General features: G+C 61.0%; 17 protein-coding genes and 1 tRNA gene. 5 read left to right on the top strand and 13 right to left on the bottom strand.

What is annotated here, in order from left to right:
* Positions 1–107 precede the first annotated feature (107 nt).
* Entirely contained in the window at positions 108–485 is a 378-nt protein-coding gene (locus tag QRN50_RS08890) for a YceK/YidQ family lipoprotein (protein WP_024651076.1), read from the top strand.
* Between the two features lie 100 nt (positions 486–585).
* Here the strand turns inward: QRN50_RS08890 and QRN50_RS08885 are convergent, their stop codons facing one another.
* The gene (locus QRN50_RS08885) at positions 586–876 is read right to left on the bottom strand and encodes a hypothetical protein (protein ID WP_003400922.1); all 291 of its coding nucleotides are present in this window, start codon (positions 874–876) and stop codon (positions 586–588) included.
* A 314-nt stretch (positions 877–1,190) separates the two neighbouring features.
* Here QRN50_RS08885 and QRN50_RS08880 point away from each other — a divergent pair, with 314 nt between their 5' ends.
* Entirely contained in the window at positions 1,191–1,997 is an 807-nt protein-coding gene (locus QRN50_RS08880) for a c-type cytochrome (RefSeq protein ID WP_011268042.1), read from the top strand.
* A 156-nt stretch (positions 1,998–2,153) separates the two neighbouring features.
* Here the strand turns inward: QRN50_RS08880 and QRN50_RS08875 are convergent.
* From QRN50_RS08875 to QRN50_RS08855, 5 genes are all read right to left on the bottom strand, one after another.
* Positions 2,154–2,227 (bottom strand) — tRNA-Cys (locus tag QRN50_RS08875).
* Positions 2,228–2,427: 200 nt separating this feature from the next.
* Positions 2,428–4,167 (bottom strand): tannase/feruloyl esterase family alpha/beta hydrolase, encoded by a 1,740-nt coding sequence (locus QRN50_RS08870; RefSeq protein WP_096126486.1) that lies wholly within the window; start codon positions 4,165–4,167, stop codon positions 2,428–2,430.
* A gap of 118 nt (positions 4,168–4,285) precedes the next feature.
* Positions 4,286–5,692: an efflux transporter outer membrane subunit gene (locus tag QRN50_RS08865; RefSeq protein ID WP_096126487.1), complete on the bottom strand. Its 1,407-nt coding sequence runs from the start codon at positions 5,690–5,692 to the stop codon at positions 4,286–4,288.
* Positions 5,692–8,838 carry an efflux RND transporter permease subunit gene (locus QRN50_RS08860; protein ID WP_096126488.1) on the bottom strand — a complete coding sequence of 1,049 codons (3,147 nt, stop codon included), beginning with the start codon at positions 8,836–8,838 and terminating at the stop codon, positions 5,692–5,694. Before QRN50_RS08860 ends, QRN50_RS08865 begins: the two co-directional genes overlap by 1 nt.
* A 2-nt stretch (positions 8,839–8,840) precedes the next feature.
* Positions 8,841–10,037: an efflux RND transporter periplasmic adaptor subunit gene (locus QRN50_RS08855; RefSeq protein ID WP_024661121.1), complete on the bottom strand. Its 1,197-nt coding sequence runs from the start codon at positions 10,035–10,037 to the stop codon at positions 8,841–8,843.
* Between the two features lie 144 nt (positions 10,038–10,181).
* Between QRN50_RS08855 and baeS the strand changes: the two genes are divergently transcribed.
* The gene (gene baeS / locus QRN50_RS08850; protein ID WP_003400907.1) at positions 10,182–11,573 is read left to right on the top strand and encodes a sensor histidine kinase efflux regulator BaeS; all 1,392 of its coding nucleotides are present in this window, start codon (positions 10,182–10,184) and stop codon (positions 11,571–11,573) included.
* Positions 11,570–12,253 carry a response regulator gene (locus QRN50_RS08845; RefSeq protein ID WP_011268047.1) on the top strand — a complete coding sequence of 228 codons (684 nt, stop codon included), beginning with the start codon at positions 11,570–11,572 and terminating at the stop codon, positions 12,251–12,253. Before baeS ends, QRN50_RS08845 begins: the two co-directional genes overlap by 4 nt.
* A 131-nt stretch (positions 12,254–12,384) precedes the next feature.
* Here QRN50_RS08845 and QRN50_RS08840 read toward each other — a convergent pair whose 3' ends face one another.
* The 3 genes from QRN50_RS08840 to QRN50_RS08830 are packed head-to-tail and all read right to left on the bottom strand — an operon-like array spanning position 12,385 to position 15,460.
* Positions 12,385–13,785 (bottom strand): LLM class flavin-dependent oxidoreductase, encoded by a 1,401-nt coding sequence (locus QRN50_RS08840; RefSeq protein ID WP_096126489.1) that lies wholly within the window; start codon positions 13,783–13,785, stop codon positions 12,385–12,387.
* 4 nt (positions 13,786–13,789) lie between these two features.
* On the bottom strand, positions 13,790–14,230 hold the full coding sequence (locus QRN50_RS08835) for an acyl-CoA dehydrogenase family protein (RefSeq protein ID WP_003400904.1): 441 nt from the start codon (positions 14,228–14,230) through the stop codon (positions 13,790–13,792).
* A gap of 15 nt (positions 14,231–14,245) precedes the next feature.
* Positions 14,246–15,460 (bottom strand): SfnB family sulfur acquisition oxidoreductase, encoded by a 1,215-nt coding sequence (locus QRN50_RS08830; RefSeq protein ID WP_003400903.1) that lies wholly within the window; start codon positions 15,458–15,460, stop codon positions 14,246–14,248.
* 426 nt (positions 15,461–15,886) lie between these two features.
* Between QRN50_RS08830 and QRN50_RS08825 the strand changes: the two genes are divergently transcribed.
* The gene (locus QRN50_RS08825) at positions 15,887–17,125 is read left to right on the top strand and encodes an acyl-CoA dehydrogenase family protein (protein WP_011268050.1); all 1,239 of its coding nucleotides are present in this window, start codon (positions 15,887–15,889) and stop codon (positions 17,123–17,125) included.
* A gap of 7 nt (positions 17,126–17,132) precedes the next feature.
* Here the strand turns inward: QRN50_RS08825 and QRN50_RS08820 are convergent, their stop codons facing one another.
* Genes QRN50_RS08820 through QRN50_RS08805 form a run of 4 tightly spaced genes read right to left on the bottom strand, consistent with a single transcriptional unit; the run spans position 17,133 to position 21,698 of the window.
* Positions 17,133–18,119, bottom strand: coding sequence for an ABC transporter permease (locus QRN50_RS08820; protein ID WP_096126490.1), 987 nt, complete (start codon positions 18,117–18,119; stop codon positions 17,133–17,135).
* Entirely contained in the window at positions 18,116–19,120 is a 1,005-nt protein-coding gene (locus tag QRN50_RS08815; protein WP_011268052.1) for an ABC transporter permease, read from the bottom strand. Before QRN50_RS08815 ends, QRN50_RS08820 begins: the two co-directional genes overlap by 4 nt.
* Entirely contained in the window at positions 19,107–20,678 is a 1,572-nt protein-coding gene (locus tag QRN50_RS08810) for a sugar ABC transporter ATP-binding protein (protein WP_096126491.1), read from the bottom strand. The genes QRN50_RS08815 and QRN50_RS08810 overlap by 14 nt, the downstream gene beginning before the upstream one ends.
* 15 nt (positions 20,679–20,693) lie before the next feature.
* Positions 20,694–21,698 (bottom strand): sugar ABC transporter substrate-binding protein, encoded by a 1,005-nt coding sequence (locus QRN50_RS08805; RefSeq protein ID WP_011268054.1) that lies wholly within the window; start codon positions 21,696–21,698, stop codon positions 20,694–20,696.
* Between the last annotated feature and the right edge of the window lie 33 nt (positions 21,699–21,731).

Genomic DNA, 21,731 nt, shown 5'->3' with positions numbered 1-21,731 from the left:
GCATCTGCAGGGAAGAACTGTGCACCGTTCACGCGACAGTGCAGAGCATGTGCCTCATGCGCCTGAACTGCCGTCCTAAACGCATTGAAAATACAGGGAACGTTGTTATGAAGCCGAGTTTCGTAGAGCAAAAACAGTCAGGCAGGTTTCATCGGAAAACCCATGGCATGCTACTGCTGGCACTTGCCTTGACCGGATGCGGAACAATCAACACCACGTTTAGACCCGATTCCGTCGCAGGTGAAAAGCTTACTGACTGGAAATCAAATTGCTCCTCCATTCCGCGCGTTTACAGCGGGGTCATGCTCGACTTCTGTGAACTGAACGCCGAGCCCAAACAGAGTAGCGCTTATCAGAAGACCAATGCGCCTGAGTGGGTTTTGCTGGACATGGGCTTATCAGGCATCGTAGATACGTTGCTCCTGCCCTACACGATTTATCAGCAAAACCAATACGGCTATATCAACGCAAGCCGCTTTAAATAGCGGCTGAGCCAGGTTTTGGAACCCCTCGCGTTCCGATCCCCGGCAATAGCAAAGTACACGGGTACCCCACTCGTCCGTTGCGTAAAGCATCAACGAAAGCTCAGGAAAGCTTGAAGGCCTTCAGCGCCTGCTTGGCATTCGCGATCAGGTCAGGCGTCATTGGCTTGCCCTGCCTGTCCAGAAGTACCGGGGTGCATGCGCATCGACAGCGCACGCGGTTATCCCCCTCTGCCCACCAATCGAGCATCTGCTGCCCCGTGAACAACTCGCCATGTCGTTCGATATGCTGCTCCCGACTGGTGGGCGTCAGGGCGGACAGGTGCATGAATTTCACCTGCATCCCGAGGCGCTCTGAATCAGCGATGTCGTTCTGCAACTTGCGAATCCGCATTTCATGAAGTTCAGAATCAGAAATTCTACCGACCAAGGCTGAGCCCTCGTTAAGACACACATAAAATTAATAGACCACTCCAGCAACTCGCGCCAGCTTTCAATCGCCTATCAAGCCAGTTCCAGCGGATAACGATCGCACGGCAGGAGTAATACCCGAGCGAATTACCCTTGCTATGGCCACGGGCAGAATGCGAACAAAGAGCCTGCAGCCCCGTTCAGGCTTCGCATAGCCTTCAAAATGAGCAAGCCCGCTTTTCACGTCCGTGTGGTCGTGCCAGACTTCTCGCCGTTCACGATAAGGAGCGAGATCCTTTGAAAGCACTTATTCTAGTCGGAGCTCTGTTGCTGAGCGGGCCGGTGTCCGCGGCTCAACTGGACCTGCAGTTGGGGCAGAACAGTCGCACCTGGCAAACGGAAGATTTGCTTACCCATCCTCAACTGCAAGTCATTACCGTTAAAAATGATGTTGCTTACAAGAAGGACATGGTCTATCGCGCCGTGCCTCTGACTGCGCTGCTGACAGGAGTCAAGCCCGGCGACCACCTGCAGGCAGTCGCTCTGGACGGGTTTGCCGCAGAGCTGGCCGCTGCACCCTTACTCAACGATAAAGGCGCACGGGCCTGGCTGGCGATTGAAGACCCTGCCCATCCGTGGCCCCCTTTGGCCGCTGACAAGCCCAGTGCAGGGCCTTTCTACCTGGTATGGACGGACCCTCAGGCTGGAAATATCAGCCCGGAGCAATGGCCATTTGAAGTGGCCAGCATCAAGCGTATGACTCCCGTTGCCGAGCGCTTCCCTGCTCTGTTGCCGGATCCTGCGCTCAAGATTGATGATCCGGTCAATCAAGGGTTCGCGCTATTTCAGAAAAACTGTCTGGCTTGTCATCGTTTGAACGGCGCGGGGGACGCACAGTTTGGGCCTGATCTGAATATTCCCTACAACCCGACCGAGTATCTGGGAATGGACTTCCTCAAGCTCTACATTCGCAACCCTCAGGATTTGCGTCAGTGGCCGCAGGCGAAGATGCCGGCGTTTTCGGAAGCGGTTTTGCCGGATGCAGACTTGCAGATGCTGATGGCCTATCTGCAACATATGGCTGGACGCAAGATAAAGCCTTGATACCGGCGGGCCACTTCAGCCAGGAGATAACGAAGTGCGTGCAGCGCAGGGTCAGGGCCGTTGCGCAGCCTTCAACATGAGGAGATTTCGGAACTCCTCACTTTTCAGCGCCCAATAAAAAACCCCGCAGACGTTAATCTGCGGGGCTTTGAATAGTGGAGGCCGAGGTCGGAATCGAACCGGCGTAGGCGGATTTGCAATCCGCTGCATAACCATTTTGCTACTCGGCCTCAAACGAAAGATGCTTCACTTGAACATCAAACGTATTTTGATTTCGCGGGAAACCTGTATTTCTTTGGCTTCCAACCCATTGAATCTAAAGGGTTTTTTTCAATTCCTCGCTCAGGAATGGACGCAATTCTGTACTGGTTCGCATGCCATGTCAAGAACGAGGAGAAAATAATTCGCCTACGCTGTACCCGTGCAATCGTTACTGCGCCTGACGTTCCAGGGACGTATACGGTTTGAAGAACCCGCTGCCCATCCATTGCGGTGTTTTTTCCGTAGTCAGCGGCTGGGCGCGCTGGTAGCTGTTTGCGTTTTTCGCGTAGCCCTTGTGGTCGTACTCGGCCATGAACGGGTACGGGAAGACCTTGCGGGTGCGTCCGCGATTGCCCACGTTTTCCTTGACCATGGACGCCGGCAGTGACTGTGCAAGCGGTCTCTGCCTGTTGCCGGCCTTGTCGGGGCCTGCCTGCCTGACAACGATGGCATCCGGGGCCCGGCTTTTTTCGACCCAGGCCATGACCGGTGTCAGCAGATCGACCAGGCTTGGCCCTTCCCCGCCGCCGCAGTGATAGACGCCGGGCAGCATGTACAGCCTCGAGAACGCCTCGGTGCGGGTCTTGCCCATCTCGGCTTCAAGCGCCTCGTGATACGCCAGGGTGTTGAGCGGTGAGACGTTCGGGTCAGCCCAGCCGTGCCAGAGGATCAGCTTGCCGCCGCGGCTGGCGAATGGCGAAAGATCGGGGTTGGTAGCGTCGTACAGCGCATGCAGCGGGCGCAGTTGGTCAAAGGTTTTTTTGTCGAAGTCCAGCGCGTTCAAATCGAAACTTGCAGGCGGGTTCTTCTCGAACACGACATTGCGAATGGCCTCCAGCGCCGCCTTTTCGCTGTACACCGTCTGATCGGCGCTGACCGGCACGAACACGCCAGCCCAGGCCAGTTCCGAGCCCGGCTGCGGGCCGCCCAGGGTCAGCCGCTCGCCACTGGCGGCGTCTTTCGGGCCTTCGTAAAAGCGTCTGACCGTGGCCACCTCCTCTGCGCTCAGGCACGTGGCGGGGTCAGCAGATGCCTTGCATTGCAACGCCGCGGGGTCGAAGTGGCAGATACGCGGATCCGCTATGAGGCCATCGATCTGCCCGTCCAGCAGATCGCATTGGTCGAGTACAGCCTTGTGCAGCAACGGCAATCGTGAAGCGAGCAGAATCGGCTTGCCGTCCGCGCCGCGGTTGGAGCGCGCCATCCAGCCGTGATACAGGGTTTTCTGCACTTGAAAGTTGAGCGCCGGGGCTCCGGCAATGATGCCGTCGAAATCGTCCGGGTAACGCTGTGCTTCGATCAACGCCTCGCGGCCGCCGTCCGAGCAGCCACTGAAGTAGGCGTATTCTGCTTTGCGGCCATAGAACGCGGCGATCAGTTTCTTCGAGGCCAGCGCAGTGAGGTGCACACCACGATGGGCGAAATCGGCACGCTTTTGCGGGTCGTCGCCAAAATGCTCGTCTGCCGCCCGATGGCCCATGTCGGTTGAAGCCACCGCGAATCCGCCAGCACTCAGGGATGTGCAGCCATCAGCGGCGCGCACCGTCGAGTTGACGTTGCCACACAATCCGCCGCAGCCGACTTGCAGATAGCGCTGCTCCCAGGTACCGGTTGGCAGCTCGAGCCTGAAGTTGATCTCGGGCGCCAGCCGGGCTTCCACGGCACATACCGCAACACCGTCACGCGTCGATTCACTGGCCGCCAGCACACGACTGCCCTGCCCGCCGATATCACTGAGTTCCACGCTGCTTAGTGCAGCACAGCTGCTGACCGGTTTGACCACTGCAAGCCGGGACGTGTTGTCGGTGGTTGCAGAAGATGCCATACGGGCCAGAGCCGGTGTCTGAATGCTGAGTGAAGTGACCAGCAGCAACAAGGCGTGGGCGTACTTCGGCTGGGAGGGTTTCATGAGAACTCCTGTTCATGAAGGATCAAAACCACAGTGCGAACCCATAAATGGCCGCACTGTGCGTAAGGGTAAAACGTTTAAGCCTGGCGATTATTCAAAAGCCAGTAGAAAAAAACCATCACCGATTCCATCCGCCGCCCATGACCTTGTAGAGCGTGACGCGGTTGCTCTGTTCTGTGAGGCGCAGGGAAATCAGGTCCTGCTCGGCACTGTAGAGCGAGCGTTGCGACTCGAGCGCCTCCAGATAACTCTGCGATCCGCCGCGGTACAGGGCGTCGGCCAGTTCGTAGCTTCTGCGGCTGGCATCGGTGTAGGCCTGCTGCGCGGCAAGCCGCTCATCCAGCGTGCTGCGCACCGCCAAGGCATCGGCCACTTCCTTGAATGCGGTCTGGATCGTCTGCTGATAGGTCTGAATCTGGATCTGGTTCTCGACCTTGGCCGAGTCCAGCGTGGCCCGATTGGCGCCGCCATCGAAAATCGGCACGCTGATACTTGGCGCAAAGCTCCACGCGCCGGTTCCGGACTTGAACAGGCCTGACAGGCTGGTGCTGGAAGAGCCTGCACTGGCAGTCAGGGTGATACTGGGGAAGAACGCCGCACGCGCTGCACCGATATCAATGTTCGCGGCTTTAAGTGTGTGTTCGGCACTCAGCACGTCCGGGCGACGTTGCAGGAGGCTGGAAGGCAGGCCATCCGGCACCTGCACCAATTGCGCCACCGACTGCATGTCGGCGTTGGGCAGCAGCTCCTCCGGCAGATCGCTGCCGACCAGCAGGCGCAAGGCGTTACGGTCCTGAAGAATCTGGCTTTTATATTGCGCGACATCGCCCCTCGCCGATTCGACCGTTGTCTGCGCCTGAGCCACTTCCAGTCCGGAAGAACCGCCCAGCGCATGGCTGCTTCTGGTCAGCTCGTAGCTTTTCTGCTGACTGGCCAGCGTGTCTTCGGCGAGTTTCAGAAGCTGGTTGTCGGCGGCCAGGGTCAGCCAGCCGGTCGCCACTTCGGCGATCAGGCTGATCTGCGTGCTGCGCCGGGTTTCGGTCAACGCCAGGTAATCCTCGAGCGCTTCGTCCTGAAGGTTCTGGATACGCCCGAACACATCCAGCTCATAGCTGCTCAAGCCCAACTGCGCGCTGTACTCGTGGCTGATCGACGACTTGCCGGTCATCGAGGTCGATGACGGCGTGCGTGTATGCGTGCCGCTGCCACTGGCATCAATGGTCGGCAGGCTCGCCGCCCGCTCGATGCGATATTGCGCCTGCGCTTTCTCGACGTTGAGGCTGGCCAGGCGCAGGTCGCGGTTATTCACCAGCGCCAGGGTCTGCAGGCGCACCAGGCGGTTATCGATGAAAAAATTCTGCCATTCGATGTCCGTGGGCACGCTGCCCGACGCAGCCGGTTGGCCAGCAGTCCCCGGCAGCCATTGGCTTGAGACCGGCGCTTCAGGGCGCTGATAGTCCGGGGCCAGGTTGACGCAACCCGCAAGCAGCGCCGTGACAGCCAGCGAAGGCCAGAAAAGACGCATCATGCTTCACCTGTAGATGTGGGTTGAGCCGCCGGAGCATTGCCTGACGAACGACTGAAGCGGCGACGCACTTCGACGAAGAACAGCGGCACCAGGAAAATCCCCAGCACGGTGGCGCTGAACATGCCGCCCAGTACGCCCGTGCCGATCGCATTACGTCCGGCCGAGCCTGCACCGCTGCTGAGGGCCAGCGGCAGCACACCGAACATGAACGCCAGCGAAGTCATCAGAATCGGACGCAGCCGTTGCCGGGCGGCAAGAAGGGTCGCTTCATGCAGGCTTTTGCCCTGTTCCTGAAGATGCTTGGCGAACTCGACGATCAGAATCGCGTTTTTCGCCGCCAGGCCCACCGTGGTCAGCAAGCCCACCTGAAAGTACACGTCATTGCTCAAGCCACTGATCCTGGTCGCCAGTACCGCGCCGACCACACCCAGCGGCACCACAAGCATGACCGAGAACGGCACCGACCAGCTCTCGTACAAGGCGGCCAGACAGAGAAACACGAACAACACGGAAATGGCGTAGAGCATCGGCGCCTGGGAGCCGGACAGGCGCAGTTGATAGGACTGTCCGGTCCACTCGTAACCGATGCCTTCGGGAAGTTGCTTGATGATGGCTTCAACGGCATCCATCGCGGTACCCGAGCTGACACCTGGCGCAGGATCGCCCACCACCTCAAGTGACGAGCTGCCGTTGTAACGCTCCAGCAGGGGCGAACCGTAGCTCCAGCTGCTGCTGGCGAACGACGAGAACGGGACCATTTCGTCATTGCTGTTGCGCACGAACCAATGGTCCAGATCGGCTGATTGCATGCGCGAAGCGGCCTCGCCCTGCACGTAGACTTTCTTCACTCGCCCCTGATTGAGGAAGTCATTGATATAGCTGCCGCCCAGCGCTGTGGACAGGGTCGAGTTGACGTCGCTGGTGGACAGGCTCAGTGCACCGGCCTTGCGGTCGTCGATGGTCACTTTCAACTGCGGAGTGTCGTCCAGGCCGTTGCTGCGCACGCCCAGCATGCTCGAGTCCTTTCTCGCCAGCTCGATAAACTGCTCGCGTGCCGCCACCAGTGCCTCATGCCCCACCCCGCCAAGGTCCTTGAGTTGCACGTCGAACCCCGAACTCTGCCCCAGGCCGCGCACCGCAGGCGGCTGCATGACAAACACACTGGCGTCGCCGATGCTTGCCAGGGCCAGCGTCGCGCGCTGTGCCACCTGCGCTGCGCCCTGCTCCTTGCCGGAACGCTCGCTCCAGTCCTTGAGCTTGATGAACGCCCTGGCGGTGTTCTGACTGTTACCGCCCATCCCCAGCCCGGAAATACTGATCAACGCCTCGACTTCCGGCTGTTTGAGCATGTAAGCCTCGAACTGCCGCATCACCGCCTGTGTACGGCTGTCGGTAGCGCCCACCGGCAGCTGGATCTGCGCCATCAGCGCGCCCTGGTCTTCATCCGGCAAAAACGATGTGGGCAGGCTGACGTAACCCACCGCCATGACCACCAGCACCAGCGCATATACCAGCAGCCCCTTTACGCGATGTTCGATGACTCCACTCACGCCTCGCTGATAGCGGTCGGCACTGCGGTCGAACGTGCGGTTGAACCAGCCGAAAAAGCCACCCCGTTTTGCATGCAGTTGCGCATCCGAGGCTTTGAGCATCGTTGCGCACAACGCCGGCGTCAGGGTCATTGCAACCAGCACCGAAAGCAGCATGGCCGAAACGATGGTCACCGAAAACTGCCGGTAGATAATCCCGGTGGAACCGCTGAAAAAGGCCATCGGAATGAACACGGCGCTCAGCACCAGCGCGATACCGATCAGCGCGCTGGTGATTTCGTCCATTGATTTGCGGGTCGCTTCCAGCGGGCTCAGGTGCTCTTCGCCCATGACCCGCTCGACGTTTTCCACCACCACAATGGCATCGTCGACCAGCAGGCCGATGGCCAGGACCATCGCGAACATGGTCAGGGTGTTGATCGAATAGCCGAACAGCGCCAGCACGCCGAACGTGCCCAGCAGCACCACCGGCACGGTAATCGCCGGAATCAGCGTGGCGCGCAGGTTCTGCATGAACAGAAACATGATCAGCACCACCAGCACGATCGCTTCACCCAGCGACTTCACCACCTCCTTGATCGACAGGCTCACGAATGGCGTGGTGTCATAGGCAATGACTGTTTTCAGCTGCATTTGCGCGGGGTAGAACGGTTCCAGTTCCTTGAGTTTGGCCTTGATCGCTTCGCCAACACTCAGCGCGTTTGCACCTGACGCCAGCTGAATACCCATTGCGGCCGCCGGCCGGCCATTGAGCGCCGAGTTGATGTCATAGCTCTCGCTGCCCAACTCCACCCGCGCCACATCGCGCAAGAGCACAACAGCGCCGTCACTGGAAGATTTGACGACCACGTTCTCGAACTGCTCGGGCGTCTGCAGCTTGCTGCGGGCGCTGATGGTCGCGTTCAGTTGCTGACCTTCAACTGCGGGCAAGGCCCCCAACTGGCCTGCCGAGACCTCGGTGTTCTGCGCCTCCAGGGCCGAGCTGATGTCGGAGGGCATCAGCGAATACTTTTCCAGCTTGGCCGGGTCCAGCCAGATACGCATCGCGTACCCCGAACCCAGGGTCTGCACGTCGCCGACACCATCCACACGGCTCAGTTGATCGAGCAGCGTGCTGGAAATGTAATCACCAATCTGCGTGCCGGTGACGCTTTCGTTGTCGGAGGCAAGGGCGACCAGCATCAGGAAGTCGGAACTGCCCTTGGTCACCGTCAAGCCTTCACTCTGCACGCTTTGCGGCAGGCGCGATTCGGCCTGCTGCAGCTTGTTCTGCACCTGCATCTGCGCCACATCAGGGTCGGTGCCTGCGGCGAAGGTCAGGCTGATGCTCGCACTGCCCGCAGAGCTGCTGGAGGCGGACATGTAAGTCAGCCGGTCCAGCCCCTTCATCTGCTGCTCGATGACCTGCGTGACGGAGTCTTCGACGGTCTTGGCCGATGCGCCAGTGTAGGTGGCGGAGATTTTTACCGTCGGCGGCGCGATATCGGGGTATTGCTCAAGGGGCAGCTGGCTGATGGACAGCCCGCCGGCGAACATGATGCAGATGGCAATGACCCAGGCGAAGATGGGCCGATCGATGAAGAAACGAGCCATGTTCAGCCCTCCTTCACGGCAGTGGCCGCAGCACCAGACGCTGGCGAATCGGCGTTGTCAGCGCTCCGCACGCTAACCTCGGTGCCCACCGGGGTTTTCTGCCCGCCTTCGACCACCACCTGATCATTGGCCTTGAGCCCGCTGCTCACCCACCACTGGTTGCCCACCGTGCGGTCGACGCTGATCACCCGCTGCTCGATCTTGCCGTCAACCACCAGCAACACCGTGGTCTGGCCACTGGCACTGCGGGTCACGGCCTTTTGCGGTATCAGGATCGCATTCTGATCCTGCGCCTGTTCCAGCACCGCCACCACGTACATGCCAGGCAGCAACAACCGCTCCGGATTGGCAAAGCTGGCACGCAGCGTCACGGTACCGGTGCCTTCATTGACGCTGACGCCGCTGAATTGCAGGCGGCCATCCTGGTTGTAGGTGCTGCCGTCATCCAGCTTGAGGGTGATTCGGGCTTCCCCGTCGCTGTTGGTTTGCAGCTTGCCGCTGGCCAGGTCGCGCTTGAGACGCAGCAACTCGGTGGTGGACTGGGTGACATCGACATAAATCGGGTCGAGCTGCTGAACCGTGGTCAGCGCGGTGTCCTGCTGGGCCACCACCAATGCACCGGGGGTCACGGTCGAGGTCTCGATGCGGCCGCTGATGGGCGCGGTAATCCGTGTGTAGGCCAGATTGATGCGTGCGGTCTGCACATCGGCCTCCGCCACTTTCACCTCGGCGGCGGCAGTCAGCAGGCTGGCCTCGGCGTCTTCTTTATCCTGCTGGCTGATGGCGTCGATCTTGGCCAACTGCACATCGCGTTTGGCGGTGGCCTGTGCGGACTTGAGCGTGGCACGGGACTTGGCGAGCGTGGCCTGCGATTCTGCCAGAGCCGCCTGGTAGGTCGCACTGTCGAGTTGGTACAACGGCTGACCGGCTTTGATTTCGGCACCTTCGACGAACAGTCGCTGCTGCACGATGCCGCTGACCTGGGGCCGTATCTCGGCAACCATGAACGCTTTGGTGCGCCCCGCCAGCTCGGTGGTCAGCGACTGGCTGCGCGGTTTGACGGTGACCACCGACACGCTCGGTTTCTCCGCAGCAGGCGGCGAATCACCGTCAGAACAACCGCTCAGAAGACCGATAAGGGCTGCGTAGATGACAAAGGTCAAAGTCATCAGGTATTTGGCGAAAATCTTGCTCGACATGATTGCCTCAGGACGTTGTGGCGAAAGCCTGACGTCAGAGTGCGAGGCAAATGTGCAGGAAAATTGAAGATTGCCGCGTTGACTTGAAACTTGCTGTCACGAAGGCCTAAATGGACGCCGTCTTCACGTAAAACCCGGGCCTTCATGAAATCGAGCATCTCCACCAAACTGTTTGTCGCGGTACTGGCCAGCGTACTGTCAGTGATCCTGATCATGGGCCTGACCGCGAACTGGAGTTTTGCCCGCGGCTTTCTGGGCTACCTCAACGAACAGGCCATGCAACGCATGTCGCCGGTCCTGCCGCGGTTGGCCGCTGCCTATGCACGCGAAGGCAGTTGGGAATTCATGCGTGACAACAAGGATCGCTGGTTCGAAGTGATGCGCCCGGAACCGGCACAGGATTTCGCCATCCCCGGGCTGGCGACACCGCCTACTTCCGACTTGACCGGCGCGGTGTTCCGGATCGCGCTGCTGGATGCGCAGAAGAACCTGGTGATGGGCTTTCCAGGGGTCCATGACGATGAATTCATGCGCCCGGTGGAAGTCGACGGCAACGTCGTTGGCTGGATGGCGGTCACGCCCTTTCAAAGTGTCAGCGAAGCCGGTGGTGAGCGCTTTCAGCAGTACCAGTTGCGCGCCAGCCTGGCGATGGGTGTGCTGTCACTGCTGCTGGCGGTGCTGATTGCCTGGTGGATCGCGCGCACCCTGCTCGACCCGGTCAAGCGGGTGGCCGCAGCAACCCATCGCCTCGCCGCAGGTGAATACGCCAGCCGCGTGGCGGTGTCCTCCAACGACGAGGTGGGTCAACTGGCGCGCGACTTCAACCAGCTGGCGTACACCCTGGAACGCAATGAGAAGATGCGCCGCGAATTCATGGCCGATGTGTCCCATGAGCTGCGCACCCCGCTGTCGGTCTTGCGTGGCGAACTGGAAGCCATCGAGGATGGCGTGCGCACACTGGATCAGGCATCGATGAAGTCCCTGCAGGGCGAAGTCGGCATGCTCAGCAAGCTGGTGGATGATCTGTATGAGCTGTCCCTGGCGGATGTGGGCGCCCTGACCTACCGCAAGGTCGACTGTGACCTGGCGGAGCTGCTGACGAATATCACTGACATGTTCGAAGAGCGTTGCGCAGCCCGTCAGTTGCATTTGCAGTTGGAGCTTGCTGGCGGAGCTCTGCCGGTGCATGCAGACCCAGGGCGCCTGCAGCAATTGATCGGCAACCTTCTGGAAAACTCGGTGCGCTACACCGATGCCGGGGGGACAGTGCATGTGCGTGCCGCTCTGCAGGGCGATGAGGTGCGCGTCGATGTGATGGATTCCGGACCCGGCGTCGACCCGCAGCAATTGCCCAGACTGTTCGAACGCTTCTATCGCGGTGAAACCTCGCGTAACCGCGCCAGCGGCGGTGCGGGTCTGGGGTTGGCGATCTGTCACAGCATCGCCCTCGCCCACGGCGGCACCCTGAGCGCCGACCACTCGCCCACAGGCGGCCTCTGGCTGACCCTGTGCCTGCCAGGACACCTGCGCCCATGACCGCTGCCAGCCTCGACACACCGATTCTCATTGTCGAAGATGAGCCCAAGCTGGCGTCGCTGATGCGCGACTACCTGATCGCGGCCGGCTATTCGACACACTGCCTGAGTAACGGGCTGGACGTTGTGCCTGCTGTCAGAGCGAACGCGCCACAACTGATCCTGCTCGACATCATGCTGCCTGGCCGCGATGGCATGGACATCTGCAAGGAACTGCGCAGCTTCAGCGATGTGCCCATTGTCATGATCACCGCACGCGTCGAGGAAATCGACCGGTTGCTGGGCCTGGACCTCGGTGCCGACGACTACATCTGCAAACCGTTCAGCCCACGGGAGATGGTCGCTCGCGTCAAAGCCATCCTGCGTCGGAGCTCTTCCAGCGAGCCGCACACGCCCAAGGGTTTGCAGGTGGACGAAGCGCATTACCAGGCCTCGTTCAACGGGGTCACCCTGGACCTGACCCCGGTGGAACTGCGTCTGCTGGCTACCTTTGCCCGCTCACCGGGCCGGGTCTTCTCCCGTGACCACTTGCTGGACAGGCTCTACTCGGATCACCGCGTAGTGACCGACCGCACCGTGGACAGCCACATCCGCAACCTGCGCCGCAAACTGGAACAGGCCTGCCCGGGTCAGGACCCGATCCAGTCGCTGTACGGGGTGGGTTACAAGCTGGAGTTGTGACCGGTGCTGTGCGCAGCATGGGTACGATAGTTACAGGACGATCGTTCCTTACGCTCCAGTGGAATGCCTGTCGTGACGCTCCGCGTCAAGAATCTACGCCGCGCCGCCTGCGCGACGACAGTCATCACATTTCAGGCACTCTCCGTCTGCCGGTTGCGATGCAGCGCAGCCAGGTCGCGGAATCCGGCACCCGGATGCCCTGCTTCCAGGCGTGGCCCGTCGCCAAACAGCTTCTCGCGCAACGTGCCCTTGGCGTATTCGGTCTTGTAGACGCCGCGCTTCTGGAGCTCCGGCACCAACAGCTCGACCGCATCGATGAAGGTTTCATGGGTCAGTGCGTAAGCCAGGTTGAATCCATCGACGTCGGTTTCTTCAACCCACTCCTGCAATAGGTCGGCCACGGTTTCCGGGCTGCCGACAAACAGCGGGCCGAAGCCACCGATTCCGACCCAATCGGCCAGTGCCTGCGGCGTCCATATCGTGTTCGGGTCTGCCGTGGAAAAGGTCTCGACGGCCGACTGAATGGCATTGGTGTGAACGTGGCGCAGGGGTTCGTCGGGCTTGAACTGGCTGAAGTCGATACCGGTCCAGCCGGAAATCAAGGCCATTGCGCCCTCATAACTGACCCAGCTTTTGTATTCCTCGAATTTGGCCCTGGCCTTGGCATCCGTCTCGCCGAGGATCACCGTCTGCAAATTGAAAATCAGCACCTTGGACGGGTCGCGGCCAGCCTCTGCGGTGCGCCGGCGGATATCGGCCACGGTCTTTTTCAGCAGCACTTTCGAGGGCGCTGCAACGAAAACGCATTCGGCGTGCTCGGCGGCGAACTGCCTGCCGCGGCTTGACGCGCCGGCCTGATAGAGCACAGGCGTGCGTTGCGGCGACGGCTCGCACAGGTGGATACCGGGCACCTGAAAGTGTTTGCCGACATGGCGAATCTCGTGGATTTTGCTCGGATCACTGAATACACGGCGCTCCCGGTCACGCAGAATCGCGCCGTCTTCCCAGCTGCCTTCCCAGAGTTTGTAACAAACCTCCAGATACTCCTCTGCGTAGTCGTAGCGCGCGTCGTGTTCGGTAAGGGTTTTCTGGCCCAGGTTCTTCGCGCCGCTTTCCAGATACGAGGTGACGATATTCCAGCCTGCGCGCCCCTTGGTCAGGTGATCCAGCGTCGACAGGCGACGGGCAAACGGATAGGGATGTTCGAACGACAGCGACGCCGTCAGGCCGAAGCCCAGGTGCTCGGTCACCAGCGCCATGGGCGGGATGAGCTGCAACGGGTCATTGACCGGCACCTGAGTGGCCTGACGAATCGCCGCCTCGCCGTTGCCGCGATACACGTCATAAATGCCCAGCACATCGGCAATGAACAACCCATCGAACTTGCCGCGCTCGAGGATTTTCGCCAGATCGGTCCAGTATTCGAGGTCCTTGTACTGCCAGGAGCGGTCGCGCGGATGCGCCCAGAGGCCCGGCGATTGATGGCCGACGCAGTTCATGTCAAACGCGTTGAGGCGGATTTGGCGGGACATACACTTACTCCTGAAGCTGTGGCGGAACCACGCCGTTGAGGCGTTGATTGCCGATAACCTGATAGTGCCAGCGCAGCGGCTCGCGACCGGCCGGGGCTGACAATGACGGGCGCTGCCCGGTCAATTCGTATTGAATATTGCCCACCGCCTGCAAAGCATCGGCGCTGGCAATGACCGCTTCGCTGCTGGCGATCAGGCGTTGCTCGGCCGAACCGTCCAGCCGCCGGGCGCGCTCCAGCAGCGCGGCGGCGACGTCCAGACGAATCTGCAGATCCCCGACCTTGCTGATCACGTAGGGCTCATCGATGATGCGCTGCAGGCCACTGAGCGACCACGGCCGACCATGCTCACGCAGGTAATCGAGGGTGTCTTGCAGGCCCTGGCGCGCCTGATCGAGGTCTTCGGTGGCGACCGCCAGTTGTGCGGTAATTGCGGGATGCGTCATGGGCGTACTCCTTGATCAGTTCCAGGCGTGACGTGGCGGTGCGATACCGTTGAGCACCTGATTGCCGATCAGGTGGTATTTCCAGCGCGCCGGGTCATGCAGCGTGTGGGTCCGCGCGTTGCGCCAGTAACGGTCCAGATTGAGTTTGCCGGGCACCGAGCGGGTGCCGGCCAGTTCGAACAGCTGGCTGCTGGCGAGCAAGGCAATCTGCGCCGACAGCACCTTGGCTTGGGCGACGATCACCGAGGCCTGTGCGACGCTGGCCTCACTGGGTTCGGCCAGGGCATGGTCGATGGCCTGCCCGGCTTTGGCGAGGATCGCGTCGGTGCCGTGCAAGCGCCACTGCAAATCGCCGATGGCGGCAATACTGAACGGGTCCTGCCAGCCGAAATCCTGCTTGCTGTCGATCCATGGGCGGGCCAGCCGTGCGTGCTTCAGGGTTTCCTCGAACGCGCCGTGAGCAATGCCGGTGTCCACCGCCGCCTGAATGATCTGCGAAATCGGCCCATTGGCCGTCGGTTCGTCGAAAGCGCGATGCGCCGGGATCACCGCACTCGAGGGTACGCGAACGGCCTTTAACACCGCCCCGCCACTGGCCGTGGTGCGCTGCCCGAAACCGTCCCAGTTATCGATGATGGTCAAGCCCGGGTTGTCGCGCTCGACGAAGGCGATGAACGCCTGATTCTGCTCGTTGACGCCGGAAACCGGCACGATGTGCGCGAACAGGGCGCCGGTGCAGTAGAACTTTTCGCCGTCCAGCACTGCGTGCTCACCCTCGAGGCGAATCCGGGTCTGAAAGGCGCCGGCGTTCTTGCTTTTCGACTCGGAGAACGCATTGCCGAAGCGGTAGCCGGCCAGCGCCTTGCCGAAGTAGTAGCGCTTCTGCGCCTCGGTGCCGGTCTGCAAGAGAATATCGAGCACGCCCAGATGGTTCTGCGGGATTTGCCCGAGTGACGGGTCGGCGGCAGAAATGAGCTTGATCACTTCCGCGACGGTGACATAGGAAACGCCCGCACCGCCGTAGGCCTTGGGTACGGTAATGGCCCACAGGCCGCTGGCGGAGAACTCATCCAGCTCGGCGACTGGCAGACGCCGTTCGCGATCACGCACTGAAGCTTCTTCAGCGAAGCGACCGGCCAGTGCCCTGGCCACTTCAATGGCTTCGGCGTCCGAGCCAATGACGTGCGCTGCGGGAGGTGCGGCAGTTGCAAGGGAGGAAGGGAAACTCATGGACAGGCTCCTGCTCGTTGGCGACAGGTTGAAAACACTCAACACGCTTGACCCTGAACACTGCACAGCCCGTGCCTAAAAATATTTACCTTTAAAAGCAATAAGTTGCGAAGCAATCCACATGAATAGCCGCACCCTGCAGCGCAAAATGTTCGAACGCTGTTGCTGGCCGAACAGCGGCGCACTCGCAGCGCATCCAGCGCAGACACAGGTATTTCAGGGCTGACGAGCTGCCGACGTGGCTGACGACGCGGTGGGATTTGCCAAACAGCAGTCATGCCACTGTTGGCTGATCAACAAGAAAACCATCGCCCCATAAATAAATCACTAAAATCAGTTAGTTACATTCAGGCACAAAGCATGCAAAGAGTCCGACGAACCTTCCACCGGCCCGTGTGCCGATGTCTTCGCGCTCAGGAGTACTGCATGACTCAAACAACCGGCTCGAACCCGCTCTCGCTGGGGACCGATTACGAAACCCTGGCCAACCGATTTCGCCCGATCTTCCGTGAGATCGGCGCTGGCAGCGTCGAACGCGAAAAAGCCCGCGCCCTGCCCCATGAACCGATTGCCTGGCTGCAGAAAGCCGGTTTCGGCGCTGTGCGTGTGCCTGTCGAATATGGCGGTGCAGGTGCTTCGATCAGCCAGCTGTTTCAACTGCTGATCGAGCTGGCCGAAGCCGATTCGAACATTCCGCAAGCCCTGCGTGCGCACTTCGCCTTTGTCGAGGACCGTCTGAATGCACCGCCCGGCGCTGACCGTGACCAATGGTTTGCACGCTTTGTCGCCGGGGATCTGGTGGGTAACGGCTGGACCGAAGTCGGCGCGGTGAAAATTGGCGATGTGATGACCAAGGTCAGCCCGCAAGGCGATGGTTTCGTGCTCAACGGCACCAAGTACTACAGCACCGGCAGCATCTTTGCCGACTGGATCGACGTCTATGCCCAGCGCTCCGATACTGGCGCCGATGTGATCGCGGTGGTCGACGCCAGGCATGCCGGCGTGCGTCACAGTGATGACTGGGACGGGTTCGGCCAGCGCACCACCGGCAGCGGCACCTCGGTCTACGACAACGTGCCGCTGCCGGCCACACACGTCATACCGTTCGAGCAACGCTTCAAATACCAGACCGCGTTTTATCAACTGGTGCTGCTGGCGGTGCTGGCCGGTATCGGTCGAGCTGTCGAACGCGACATCGCTCAGGAAGTGCGCGATCGCAAACGCGTCTTCAGCCATGGCAACGCCGGGAGCGTCAGCCAGGATTCGCAGGTGCAGCAAGTGGTCGGTCAGATCGCTGCCCAGGTCTACGCCGCCGAGGCCGCAACGCTGCGCTCCGCGGAGCCGTTGCAACGTGCCTACGTGGCGCGCTTCGGCAATGACCCACAACGGGAAAAAGACGCCAATATCGCCGCCGAAATCGAGACCGCCAAGGCCCAGGTGATCGTCTCGGAACTGGTGCTGCGCGCTACCAGCGATCTGTTCAACGCGCTAGGCGCTTCAGGTGTCAGCGTCAACAAGGCGCTGGACCGCCACTGGCGCAATGCGCGCACAGCCGCCTCGCACAATCCGCTGATCTACAAGGCGCGCATTGTCGGTGACTGGCGCATCAACGGCACCGAGCCGCCGTTTGTCTGGCAGATCGGCAGCGGTAAAGGCAACGCTTGAGGCACACTTACGCCGCGTTACGCAGCAGGTGGCGACTGGTAAAACTGAACGCCAGCACCAGAAAGATCAGCGCCCCGGTCGCAACCTGCTGCCAATAGAAGTTCCAGCCGATCAGCAACAGGCCATTGGCGATCACGTTGATGAACAGCACGCCCAAAAGTGTGCCCGGAATATTCGGACGCCCTTGACGACTGAGCGTCGTACCGATGAACACGGCGCCGATGGCATTGATCAGGTAAGCGTTGCCCGACATCGGTACGTAGGCGTTAACCGTGGAGCTGAGCAGGATACCCGCCACCGCACAGGCCAGCGCGCTGGCGAAAAACACCTGCATGGCAATGCGTCGCGTGGGCAAGCCCGAGTAATACGCCAGTTGCGGCTGCGTGCCCAGCGCGAGGATTTCCCGCCCCAGACGTCCGCGCGCCAGGATCAGCCCGTAAAGCGCTGCCAGCACGCCGACCACCAGCAGCGGCAATGGCACGTCGAGGATCAGCACAGCGCTGATACCCGGCAACGCGCCCTGAGCGATATAGATCGGCTGGCCACCGTCGGATAACAACTGCTGCACGCTGGTACCGATAAACAGCGTCCCCAGTGTCGCCAGGAACGGCGAAATACGCAGCCCGGCGATCAGCATCGCGTTGAACGCCCCGGCGATGCCCCCTGCCAGCATAGCCACCGCAATGGCCGCGCCCAGGCCATGACCGCCATTCAAGGTGACCACGAAACCGAGGCTGGCAAAGTCCAGCGCCGTGCCCACCGACAGATCGATACCGCCAGCCGCAACAGCCCAGGTCATGCCGATTGCGACGATAGCCAACAACACGAAGTTGTTCAGCACCAGACTCGACAGGTTGCCCCAACTCAGAAAGCCCGGTGCATTGATCGCGAAAAACAGCAGGATGATCAGCACCAACAGCGGCAGGACCGCTGGCAACAGGCGCGGCAGCACCTTGATCAGCGTCGAAGAGGTCGTCAGGGTCAGCGTATTCATTGTTCACCCTCCCGGCGGCCGAATGCCCCGGAAAATGCCACCACCAGCAGAATCAACACGCCTTGCACGCCGTTGACCCAGAAGCTGGAAATGTTCAGCAATTGAAAGCCGTTGATCAGAAAGCCCAGCAGCAGCGTCGCCAACAGGGTGCCGGGAATATTGGCAGTCAGACGCCGCGAGAACACCACGCCGAGAAAGGCGATAGCCACCACTGACAGCAGCATGTCACCGGAACCTGTCGTGCTGCCGCTGAAAAACGCTGCGGAGCAGAATGCAGCCAGCGCAGCGCAGCCACCGGCAATCAGGTAACTGGCAAACACATAGCGCCGCAGATTCAACCCGGCAGCCTCGGCTGCTTGCGGGTATTCGCCAATGGCGTAAAGACGCAGGCCGAACGCGCTGTGCTGAATCAACAGCCACAACACCGTCGCGACACCCAGCAGCACCCAGGCTAACGCCGGAACACCCAGCCAGACGCCGGACGCAAGGCTGTCCAGCAATGCCGAGTCGGTCGCCAGCACAGTGTTCTGGGTCAGCACCAGCTCCAGACCGGCAATCAGGTTCATGCTCGCCAGCGTCGCCAGTAACGGCGGCAAACGTAAAAACACCACCGCCAGACCGTTGAACGCGCCGACCAGCAGGCCGCAGCCGAGCGTCAGGCCAATCGCTTGCCAGGCATCGAACCCGGCGTTGTTCAGGCTGCTGTAAACGGCCGCACACAGACCGAGATTGGCCGCCAGCGACAGGTCCAGGCCGCCACTGACCACATTGGAACCACCACCGATGACCACACAGGTCAGGCCCAGCGCGAGTATGCCGAGCGTTGCTGACTGGGCGAACACATTGCTGATGTTGCCAAGGCTGAGAAAGTTCGGCGCACTGACGGCAAAGCCGAGCAGAATCGCCAGAAACACCAGCAACGAACCGCGCTGCGCCAGTTGCACGAGCCAGCGTTGCGCTGGATCGTCAGCCTGCGCAACGGATAGATCAAGCGCGGACATAATGGGCCTCCGGAGGGAATGATTGGCTGTCATGGTCGCTTTCAGTGGCGCCCGTGGCGCAGGCCAGCAACTGGTCGCTGTCTGTGCTCAATGAGTCGAATTCGCCTGCAACGCGTCCTCTGTGCAGGACCACAATGCGCTGAGTGATGCCGATCAGTTCCGGCAAGTCCGACGACAGCACCAGCACCGCCGCGCCGCCCTCGGCAAGCTTGGTAATCAACCGGTAGATTTCCACCTTGGCGCCGATGTCGACACCCACGCTGGGCTCGTCCAGCAGGTATAACGTCGAATGGCGGCTCAGCCATTTGCCCAGCGCAACCTTCTGCTGGTTGCCACCGCTGAGCGCGTGCACCGGCGCATCATGGCCTGAGGTCTTGATTGCCAGTTCATCGATCAGCTGTTGGCTTTCCCCGGCCTGCGCCGCAGCGTCGAGCAATCCCCAGCGGCTGAAGCGCCCCAGGCTGGCCAGGGTGATGTTCTCCAGCACCGAAAGCGCCGGTGCCACGCCGTGTGTGCGGCGCTCCTCGGGGACCAGCGCGATGCCATGGTGTACTGCGTCACGCGGTGATTTCAGCTGCAACCGCTGACCGTTCAAGAGCAATTCGCCGCGATCCGGCTTGAGCAGCCCGAACAGGCTCTTGAGCAGCTCCTTGGCACCCGAGCCGACCAGCCCGGTCAGGCCCAGTACTTCGCCACGCCGCACGCTCAGGTCAACGCCGTCGTAGAAGCGCCCTGCCCCCAGTCCGCGCAGTTGAAGCACGGGCGCGCCGGGTAATGTCCGGGCACGGAAATATTGCTCGCCTACCTCGCGATTGACCATCAGCCGGGCGATCTGCGCGGTGCTGGTGAGAGCCGGATCGAGCACCGCCACATCGCGTCCGTTACGCAGCACGGTGACCTGATCACACAGCGATTCGATCTCCTGCAAGTAGTGGGAAATGTAGACAATGGTCAGTCCTTCATCGCGCAGGCGGCGGACGATGTCCAGCAAGCGGTCCACCTCCTGCTTGACCAGTGACACACTCGGCTCGTCGAACACCAGCACCTTCGGTCTGGCCAGCAACGCACGAGTGACCTGCAGTATCTGCCGCTGGGCGCTGTCCAGATCGCGTACCAGCGCCCCGGCGGGCAGGCGCATGGCAAAGTAATCGTCCAGAAGCCTTGCCGCTTCGCGCTCCTGGGCGCGGCGATCGAGGAAGGGGCCACGCTTGATTTCCTGCCCGAAAAACAAGGCCTCGCCGACACTGAAGCTGCCCGGCAGCAGTCGCTCCTGATGAATGAAGTGCACGCCTGCGGCTTCGACCTGACGCGGCGTGAAACTCTCGAACGGCTGGCCATGAATACTCAAGCGGCCGGCATCGGCACGATGAATACCGGCGAGAACCTTGATCAGGGTCGACTTGCCTGCCCCGTTTTCACCCACCAGCCCGTGAATCGTTCCGGCCTCGACCCGCAGGTTGACGCCATCCAGCGCCTGAGTGGCCCCAAAGCGCTTGCTGATACCTCTCAGGTGCAAGGCCGGTGGCACCGCCGCAACGTCTGTAATCGCTGATCCCATGATCGATCTCCCGCGTCAGTTATCGCCTCTGAGCTTTTGCACATCCGGCAGATTGGCGGCCGTGGTCAGCAAGGTGGGCACTTGGGTCTCCTTTGGCAGATCGTGCTGCCCGGCCAGGTAACGGGCGACGTTCTGCACCGCAGTCTTGCCGATCAATGCAGGCTGCTGGGCAACCACAGCACCCACCGGCGAATCTTCGCGGCGCATCAGCTCGAGCACCTCCGGCGTGCCGTCGACGCCGTAGGTCTTGATTTCGGTTCTGCCGGCGTCGATCAGCGCCTTGCTGGCGCCAAGCTGGGGAATGTCCCACGCGGCCCAGATCGCCGAAACACTGCCTTTGGGGTACTTGTTGAGCAACGCCGAGACTTGCGAATAGGCGTCCTGGACCGTGTTGGGAATGACATCGCGCAACTCCGGCTCGATGATTTTCAGCTGCGGATGATCCTTGAGCGCCAACTTGAGCTGGTCATAACGAATGGCACAGACCGGTACGCCATAAAAGCCATTGAACACCAGCACGTTACCCTGGCCACCTGCGTCCTTGATCAGTTGCCCGGCCAGCGCCTTGCCGGTGGCAACGTTGTCGGAGGTTGTGTTGTTGAGGCTGTATTGCGATGGCGCATCAATGGTGAACAGCGGAATCCCCGCCTTGCTGATGCGCTTGAGCCAGGGGTCGATAACGCTGAGAGTGCCAAGGGTCTGGATCACTGCATCGGGCTTTTGCGTGACCACGGTCTGCAATTGATTGACCAGGTTCTTGTCGTTACGACCGGCATCGAGCGTGATGGGCGTGCCGCCCAGGCGCTTGACCTCATCCACCTGCGCCTGGAAGGCCTTGATATCGAAGTAGTGACTGGTGCCGGTCATGCTGATCGCAATGCGTTTGCCCGCCAGCGAAGGCACGTCGCTGTCCTCGGCATACGCGGTTGCGACGAGGCTGGTGGCCAACAGGCTCAGCACCAGGGTGCGCCCTATTGCATGCAGGCGTTTGGTCTTGGGGGTCGGGACGGCATCAGGCATTCGGGTGGCTCCGCTGGCTCAGGAAAACAATCC

The sequence above is a fragment of the Pseudomonas sp. MEJ108 genome (assembly GCF_030208985.1).
Lineage (GTDB): Bacteria > Pseudomonadota > Gammaproteobacteria > Pseudomonadales > Pseudomonadaceae > Aquipseudomonas > Aquipseudomonas fragariae.
This window is presented reverse-complemented; position numbering and strand designations above follow the sequence as displayed.

Coding starts and splice junctions, on each gene's coding strand:
- QRN50_RS08845 (WP_011268047.1), top strand. CDS start 11,570: ATGACCGCTGCCAGCCTCGACACACCGATTCTCATTGTCGAAGATGAG.
- QRN50_RS08870 (WP_096126486.1), bottom strand. CDS start 4,167: ATGAAACCCTCCCAGCCGAAGTACGCCCACGCCTTGTTGCTGCTGGTC.
- QRN50_RS08840 (WP_096126489.1), bottom strand. CDS start 13,785: ATGTCCCGCCAAATCCGCCTCAACGCGTTTGACATGAACTGCGTCGGC.
- QRN50_RS08860 (WP_096126488.1), bottom strand. CDS start 8,838: ATGGCTCGTTTCTTCATCGATCGGCCCATCTTCGCCTGGGTCATTGCC.
- QRN50_RS08825 (WP_011268050.1), top strand. CDS start 15,887: ATGACTCAAACAACCGGCTCGAACCCGCTCTCGCTGGGGACCGATTAC.
- QRN50_RS08835 (WP_003400904.1), bottom strand. CDS start 14,230: ATGACGCATCCCGCAATTACCGCACAACTGGCGGTCGCCACCGAAGAC.
- QRN50_RS08830 (WP_003400903.1), bottom strand. CDS start 15,460: ATGAGTTTCCCTTCCTCCCTTGCAACTGCCGCACCTCCCGCAGCGCAC.
- QRN50_RS08865 (WP_096126487.1), bottom strand. CDS start 5,692: ATGCGTCTTTTCTGGCCTTCGCTGGCTGTCACGGCGCTGCTTGCGGGT.
- QRN50_RS08820 (WP_096126490.1), bottom strand. CDS start 18,119: ATGAATACGCTGACCCTGACGACCTCTTCGACGCTGATCAAGGTGCTG.
- QRN50_RS08885 (WP_003400922.1), bottom strand. CDS start 876: ATGCGGATTCGCAAGTTGCAGAACGACATCGCTGATTCAGAGCGCCTC.
- baeS (WP_003400907.1), top strand. CDS start 10,182: ATGAAATCGAGCATCTCCACCAAACTGTTTGTCGCGGTACTGGCCAGC.
- QRN50_RS08815 (WP_011268052.1), bottom strand. CDS start 19,120: ATGTCCGCGCTTGATCTATCCGTTGCGCAGGCTGACGATCCAGCGCAA.
- QRN50_RS08805 (WP_011268054.1), bottom strand. CDS start 21,698: ATGCCTGATGCCGTCCCGACCCCCAAGACCAAACGCCTGCATGCAATA.
- QRN50_RS08890 (WP_024651076.1), top strand. CDS start 108: ATGAAGCCGAGTTTCGTAGAGCAAAAACAGTCAGGCAGGTTTCATCGG.
- QRN50_RS08855 (WP_024661121.1), bottom strand. CDS start 10,037: ATGTCGAGCAAGATTTTCGCCAAATACCTGATGACTTTGACCTTTGTC.
- QRN50_RS08810 (WP_096126491.1), bottom strand. CDS start 20,678: ATGGGATCAGCGATTACAGACGTTGCGGCGGTGCCACCGGCCTTGCAC.